This window comes from Acetivibrio straminisolvens JCM 21531, assembly GCF_000521465.1.
Lineage (GTDB): Bacteria > Bacillota > Clostridia > Acetivibrionales > Acetivibrionaceae > Hungateiclostridium > Hungateiclostridium straminisolvens.
Genome location: NZ_BAVR01000023.1, coordinates 44821 through 51985 on the forward strand (window position 1 = coordinate 44821; position 7165 = coordinate 51985).

Genomic DNA, 7165 nt, shown 5'->3' on the forward strand with positions numbered 1-7165 from the left:
TAGAAAAAAGATATGCACTTAGGGTTTAAACGCAGATAGTTCAATTACTTAAATTGATTTGCACTAAACTATCCGACTATGAAGATATTCCAAGTATCTGGAGATAATAATTAAAAAGAAAAAATAATCACAAGCTAAATGGTATGGGCAGTATTTGTACGAACATACTATTTAGCTTGTTTAACTTTATAAAGAATTTTTCGGAATTGATCTAAAATAATGTACAACTTAGTTATTTTTTCTTAAGGGGATGCATATATATTTTATGGGAGCGTGATACTTTGGATAAGCATAAATTTGAAATGATAGATAATCATGATTTTGGAATAATAGATTTCTTTGAAGAGGGCAAATGCTATTGTGATTATGAGCCTAAAGATTTCAATTGTATTCCTGTTAGTGACAGATATATAGGACCAATAATTAGAAAATATAAGTATGATTTTTCTTTTATGGATACTTATTTCTTGGATTCGACGCAGCCATCAGCGGGGTTGGCTTATTGTGGAGTAACGATTATTCCACCGGAATCCCTTAAAAAATTTAAGGATATTATTATAGATGCAAATAACCACTATAAATCAAAAGAGCTTGAACTTCTTATTGAAAAGATAGATGAGGCTATGAAATTAAACAAACATATGATTCATTACAGCTTAATAGTACATCCATATATGGGCGATGATTGATATGATATTGTGATTTAAATTCCGACATCTTTTAAAGGCTTTAAAATATTGCAATTATCTGATTTGCACAAATAAGAACTTCGGAAATAACAATAATAGACTTGTAAAGAAAATTACAAGAGAAAATCCTGATATTATTGTTATGGCGGGAGACGTGGTTAATGCAAAAGATAATGATTTTGAAGTCTTTATTAATTTTGCAATTATATTTGTCGGTAATCATGAACAGGATTTAAAACGTGTTTTTTGACACTGAGCAAATTCGGATCATTTTAGGCGGTTTCGATACCGGTCCATATAACATTTTACTGACTCATAACCCACTCTATGCTGATAGCTATTCTAATTGGGGAGCAGATTTGACCCCGTCTTGGCATATTCATGGAGGCATGATAAGAATATCTTTTATCGGCGGATTGCTTTCGCCTGAAAGAGAGTTTTTCCCTAAATATGATACTGGTAAGTACTAAGTTAATAGCAAGACATTAATTGTAAACAGAGGATTGGGCAACGGTGATTTTGCAATTAGGGTATTCAATCTGCCGGAAATATCGGTAATTACGCTTTTAAATTAGTCGTATTATGTAATCTCAAGATGTAAAAGTAGGAAAGGTTATTTTTATATAATATAAAATCCGGCAATAAATCTTTTATATTTTTGCTAATTAATCAAAACTTTTACAAATTCGTCTGAAAATCAGTGGTTGAATAATTTTAATAATTTTTATTGACATATAGATAATCTACATATATAATATATGTAGATTATCTATATATAGGAGGTCTATATATGTCTATTGACAAGAGCCTGATGGCAGGCAGTACGACAATACTTATTTTGAAGCTCCTTGAAGAAAAAGATATGTATGGGTATCAAATGATTGAAACCTTGGCTCAAAAATCTGACGATACTTTCAATTTAAAAGCAGGCACACTTTATCCTATTTTACACAATCTCAGGGACAATGGTTTTGTTGAATCATATGAAAAAGAGGAAAGCAATGGTAAGGTAAGGAAGTATTATCATCTTACTTCTAAAGGCAAAAAACATCTTAAGGAAAAACATCAAGAGTGGATTACTTTTTCTTCTGCAGTCAACAAGATTCTGAATGGAGGGGTAAGCTATGCAACCATTTGATGAAATAAAGCAATATAGTAAGACTGTTTGTGATCAAATACGCTGGAAAAAGGCTCATAATATTGTTACGGAAGAAATTGAAAATCATCTTTGTGATCAAAGAGACGCATATATTTCACAGGGGGAAGATGAAAAAACTGCAACACAGAAAGCAATATTGCAAATGGGTGATGCAGTTTCCATTGGAAGGGAGCTGGATAAAATTCATAGACCGAAGCCTCAGTGGGCAATGATTGCTTTTACTGCCATGTTGATGTTGACGGGTATGATTTCAAACTACTTCATTGATTCTACCGGATACTCTTTGCCCGGATTGGGCCTTGTTTCTTATATTATTGCTTTTTCTGTATTTTTAATATGTTATTTAATTAACTTCTCTTTTTTGGGCAAATACGTTAAAGAATGCTATTTTGTCACTTTTGCAGCTTTAGTTTTAGGCCTTTTGTTAGGTACTCCGGTTGGAGGCAGAATTTGGTTTAGCAGATTGTCTGTAAGTTTTAGCTACCTTTCTTTAATATTACCGCTTGTATATTCATTGCTCGTTTATGCTTTGCGGCACAAGGGATATACAGGTATTATATTATGCGGTATAGGTTATATTCCCTTTGCAATTATCTTACGACTTGTACCGTCGTCTACCGGTTTTGCTTTGTTTACGATATCGGCACTTGTTATACTTTGCTTATCTATTGTAAAGGGATGGTTTGGAATCGATAAAAAGAAAGGTTTATTATTTGCTTTTATACCTGCTGTTATTACTGTTATTGCAGATGTTATACATATAATACGAAATCCTGATTTAATAAACAGATTGCTTATTGCAGTCAATCCATATTCCGACCGGAGTGGAGCAGGTTATGCTTACTGTCTTATAAGAGATTTGTTGGCGAATTCTAAATTTGCGGGAAAGGGAACCGTACCGGCTCAATTTGGTAGTAATGTTCCCGTGATACCTGCTTTTAACACAGACTATATTCTTGCTACATTGACGTACAATTTTGGTTGGATTACATTTGGTGGGATATTAGTTGTTTTTATATCATTTTCTATTCTTGGATTGTATCATGTTGCTAAGCAAAAAAGTGTTTTGGGAACTTTGGTATCGTTATCGGTAATGCTTACTTTTGATTTGCAAGTGATCATTTATATTATTTTCAACCTTGGGTATGGGATATTGCCGGCATTATCGTTACCTTTCATTTCATACGGTAAAACAGATCTAATAATAAATTCTGCTTTAATAGGATTTATGCTTTCAATTTTCAGAACAGGCAGTATTTTTAAAGATAGTATAAAGTCCTCTTTTCATATCTCATATGAAGATGGAAAATTGACAATTGCTTTAAAAAGATAGCTGATTATTATGAGTATAATAGTAGTTTAAAAAGATTATTAATATTGCATTGAAATATGGTTATAACTCATTTGATGCTTTTACAAGGGCATTTAAAAAGCTGCATGCTGTGACTCGTAATGCTGTAAGAGAAAATGGTGTGCAGCTAAAGGATTTTCCGCTGATATCCCTTCAAATTGCAATTCTTGCATTGAACGTTATCCAGGGCTAGGACATAAAATTAAAAATGAGCTGTGGGTGCCGATTGCTTGAAGGTAATTTGCAAATATTATAGGAATATATTATAATTATTATAAGAGATTATTGAGGTGGAAACAGGAATCTAATTTAAACATGTAAAAGGTGATTCGGAAAACAGCTATTCTGCAAAGATAGAAAAATTGCGTTTTGGACAAGGTTATAGCCAAGCACTGAGAAAGGTAAAGGAGACAGGCAATGATGAGGAAAATTGTATCTGTATGTTGTATGCTGATTACAATAATTTTAATGGCGTTGCCGTTTGGAGTTTCTATGACATTTGCACCCAGTCCGACAGAGCGGGTGACGAGTTATTTCTCGTATTTTAGTATGATGCCATGGGGATACGGAAATTGGTTTTCGATTATTACTGCATTTTTGTCAATTATTATTCTTTTATTGCTCTTGGCCGGGATGAAGAAAGTAAATGTGAGAAGTGCAGTGCAAATTTTGCTGATTATATGTATAATATCTCATTTGTTATCATGGCTACTGTTTAACTCCGGGAGCATTATTGGTGTTTGTGTAATGGCTTTGCATATTGCCGTGCTTATATTGCAGATATTAGAAAATCGCAAATTCGCAAAATGATGTATCCGGAATATTCCGGAGGGCAGTTTGATAGGAATTAATAGATTTGAGTGATAAACTTAACAGATTAATCTCTATTGAAATGACGTTAGAGAATTACAATAATAATGATATTCCAAATAATTGGAAGTAACAATTATGATAATAACCAAAAGAGGTATGGACAGTATTATCGCTGTTCATACCTTTTTTATGTTTAAAAGCGCAATGAATTGACATTGATGCGCTTTAAAAATCATTTTTAGAATATAGTAGATAGGATGAAAATATTAAGATAAAAAAGAAAGAGTGGCTGGAATAGCTGGAAAAAGCCTTTATAATGGGTCAATATACTTTTTATTCAAAGATATATTGACGCATATCTTTTGCTATGGTAATATTTATAACAATATATCAATGATGGAAAAGTTAACTATAATCATTATAGATTAAAAATATACTAATATATGGCGAAATGTTAAATTTGGGGCATTCAATATATTCATATATTCAGGACTAAATAATATTCAAGCCGAATAAATATGCAAATTTGCTTTTGGTGTAAAAGTCATATACTTTGGAAAAAGGTTTTATTATGCATATATCTTCGTGTTGTTTGCTTTTCGAAGATGATTCAAATAGAAATCAAGGTTTGAGTGATAAACTCAAAGATAAAATAAAACCAAAAAAAGGAGGAAGCACAAATGAGAAAAAAAGGATTACTATTACTACTGGTAATGATCGCTGCAACTATGGCTATTAGCATGATGTCTGCCGGTGCCGCTACACTGTACGGTGACTTGAATGCAGATGGCTCAATTAACTCAACCGATTTAACGATAATGAAGAGAGTATTGCTCAAACAAAGAACGCTTGATGATATTACTCCGGCTGACTTGAATGGTGACGGTAAAGTAACCTCGACAGATTTCTCCCTGTTGAAAAGGTACTTACTTAAGGAAATAAGCAAATTCCCGGTTGAGGATATGCAGCCGACAATAGAACCGACTCCGACAGTGGAAGTTACTCCAACTCCTACAGAAACCCATGAAGGAGTATTTGCGTTCAAAATTAGTGTATATGAGGGACAATCATACGTATTTCCTATTTTATGGACGCCAAAAGAACAGGAAAAATATTATATTGATGTTGACTGGGGTGATGGCACAACAAGCAGGATAACAGAATCTTCACCAATATCTCATAAATATGAAAAAGAAGGTATATATACAGTAAAAGTTCTTTCCTATGATTATCTGCCAATTAAATTTTCATATGATTATCTGCCAATTAAATTTTCATATGATACGAATGTGATTGAAGTGCTCACGCCTTTACCGGATATTGGAGAAACTGAGTTTGATGCTTTTTTTAGAGGGTGCCGTAAATTGAGAAAAGTTCCTGAAGGACTATTTTCAAACAATGTTAATGCAGTAGACTTTAATTGGTGCTTTGCTGATTGCGTTGAGTTAAAAGAAATTCCTGAAGGCCTATTTAAAAATAATATTAATGCAACAGACTTTAGTTGGTGCTTTTATGGTTGTACTAGCTTAACAGAAATCCCTGAGGGATTGTTTAAAGATAATGTTAATGCAACAGACTTTAGTTGGTGCTTTTATGGTTGCACCAGCTTAGCAAAAATTTATGATGGACTGTTTGAGAATAATGTTAATGCTACAAGCTTTCGAGGTTGTTTTTATGGATGCAGTAGCTTGACGGAAATACCAGGAGGGCTATTTGCAAATAATATTAATGCAACAGATTTTGCTGCGTGTTTTAGTGAATGCAGTAGTTTAACAGCAATACCGGAAGGATTGTTTGCAAATAATATTAATGCAACGAACTTAGGAGGTTGCTTTGATGATTGTATCAGCTTAACAGCAATACCGGAAGGACTGTTTGCAAATAATATTAATGTAAGTAACTTTTCCGGTTCTTTTAGTGGATGTATCAGCTTAACGGAAATACCGGAAGGGCTATTTGCAAATAATATTAATGCAACTAATTTTAATTGGTGCTTTAGTAATTGCGTCAATTTAATAGAAATACCAGAAGAATTATTTGCAAATAATATTAATATAGCAAACTTTGATGATTGTTTTAGAGGATGTAGTAGCTTAACAGAAATCCCTGAAGGACTGTTTGCAAATAATGTTAACGTAACAGACTTTAGCGGTTGTTTTAGAGATTGTAGTAGCTTAACAGAAATTCCTGAAGGACTGTTTGACAACAATGTCAATGTTACTGACTTTTCTTGGTGTTTTTATGGGTGCAAAAACTTAACAGGCGTAGCACCTGCTTTGTGGCTGCGTCCAAATGTGGAAGGATTTTCGTATTGCTTTAGAAACTGTACAAAACTTTCAAACTATGATGACATTCCGAATGGTTGGAAATAACAATTAAGTGTGAGTCTGGTTTGGCAAAAAATGGTATGAGTATTATTTTCATGTTCATACCATTTTTAATTTTTTCGACAACAGAACTTTAAATTCAGACTTTATAAAAACGAGGGAGTAGGGGATAAGTATAAAACTCTGCTTCTTTCTCTTTTCCTACAAAATCACACGGTTGATGAACGGGATAAAATGAATGAAAACAGATTCAGGCGAATAACCTTCTGAAAGTGTGCTCTTTATGCAGTTGACATCTTAGTAGTTCCTCTCTATTTCCGAAAATCTTCCTCACTGCTTTTGCGCCATCAAGCATCAATAATCTGTTGACATTCCGGGTAATCACTTTATTTACAATATCTATTATCAGACCTTTAGATGTTTCAGTGATTCCGTTACAACCTCTTTCAATTCTCGATATCTTTTTTTGCCGAACGCTTACCAAAACTATTGCCGACTACTACCTTCAAATTCCATGAAGAAGTAAATATGCAGGGAGTTAATTCAGCCATAATAGATTCGGTAAATAATATAGATATGTATATAGAAGAAAACAAAGAAGCTATTGAGAAATATTTAGAATACATAAACTCGAATGAAGCAATTATTATTAGAGTTTCAGCGAGATAGTGGATATTATGATATATTTATTGAAAATTTAAAAGTATTTAGCGATTCGTATTGGGAATATTTTGAAATAATACTGGATGCAAATAAAGCATTTTTAAATAAATATCCGCGTGTCGATAATGTATAAGATATAGTTACAATAATAATTATTAATTTG

At 32.8% G+C, this 7165-nt stretch carries 6 protein-coding genes and 1 pseudogene; 6 read left to right on the forward strand and 1 reads right to left on the reverse strand.

Annotation, left to right across the window (positions count from 1 at the left end; genetic code table 11):
- The first annotated feature begins 281 nt into the window (after positions 1–281).
- From JCM21531_RS07865 to JCM21531_RS07900, 5 genes and pseudogenes are all read left to right on the forward strand, one after another.
- Positions 282–689, forward strand: a complete 408-nt coding sequence (locus JCM21531_RS07865) for a hypothetical protein (protein WP_243467417.1) — start codon at positions 282–284, stop codon at positions 687–689.
- 790 nt (positions 690–1479) lie between these two features.
- Complete coding sequence (locus JCM21531_RS07875; RefSeq protein ID WP_038288872.1) at positions 1480–1827, forward strand: PadR family transcriptional regulator; 348 nt, start codon at positions 1480–1482, stop codon at positions 1825–1827.
- Positions 1814–3181: an FtsW/RodA/SpoVE family cell cycle protein gene (locus JCM21531_RS18310; RefSeq protein ID WP_094184761.1), complete on the forward strand. Its 1368-nt coding sequence runs from the start codon at positions 1814–1816 to the stop codon at positions 3179–3181. Before JCM21531_RS07875 ends, JCM21531_RS18310 begins: the two co-directional genes overlap by 14 nt.
- 31 nt (positions 3182–3212) lie before the next feature.
- Positions 3213–3365 (forward strand): annotated as a pseudogene (locus JCM21531_RS18900) (AraC family transcriptional regulator); the annotation flags it as partial.
- A gap of 1327 nt (positions 3366–4692) precedes the next feature.
- Positions 4693–6384: a dockerin type I domain-containing protein gene (locus JCM21531_RS07900; RefSeq protein ID WP_038288877.1), complete on the forward strand. Its 1692-nt coding sequence runs from the start codon at positions 4693–4695 to the stop codon at positions 6382–6384.
- 205 nt (positions 6385–6589) lie between these two features.
- Here JCM21531_RS07900 and JCM21531_RS19145 read toward each other — a convergent pair whose 3' ends face one another.
- Positions 6590–6823 carry a hypothetical protein gene (locus JCM21531_RS19145; RefSeq protein WP_131464435.1) on the reverse strand — a complete coding sequence of 78 codons (234 nt, stop codon included), beginning with the start codon at positions 6821–6823 and terminating at the stop codon, positions 6590–6592.
- A 44-nt stretch (positions 6824–6867) separates the two neighbouring features.
- Between JCM21531_RS19145 and JCM21531_RS18910 the strand changes: the two genes are divergently transcribed.
- Positions 6868–7008, forward strand: a complete 141-nt coding sequence (locus JCM21531_RS18910; RefSeq protein WP_157833659.1) for a hypothetical protein — start codon at positions 6868–6870, stop codon at positions 7006–7008.
- Positions 7009–7165: the final 157 nt, after the last annotated feature.

Bases quoted from the DNA above. Each gene is read 5' to 3' on its own strand.
- JCM21531_RS18310 (WP_094184761.1), top strand. From the start codon at position 1,814: ATGCAACCATTTGATGAAATAAAGCAATATAGTAAGACTGTTTGTGAT.
- JCM21531_RS07875 (WP_038288872.1), top strand. From the start codon at position 1,480: ATGTCTATTGACAAGAGCCTGATGGCAGGCAGTACGACAATACTTATT.
- JCM21531_RS18910 (WP_157833659.1), top strand. From the start codon at position 6,868: ATGCAGGGAGTTAATTCAGCCATAATAGATTCGGTAAATAATATAGAT.
- JCM21531_RS07900 (WP_038288877.1), top strand. From the start codon at position 4,693: ATGAGAAAAAAAGGATTACTATTACTACTGGTAATGATCGCTGCAACT.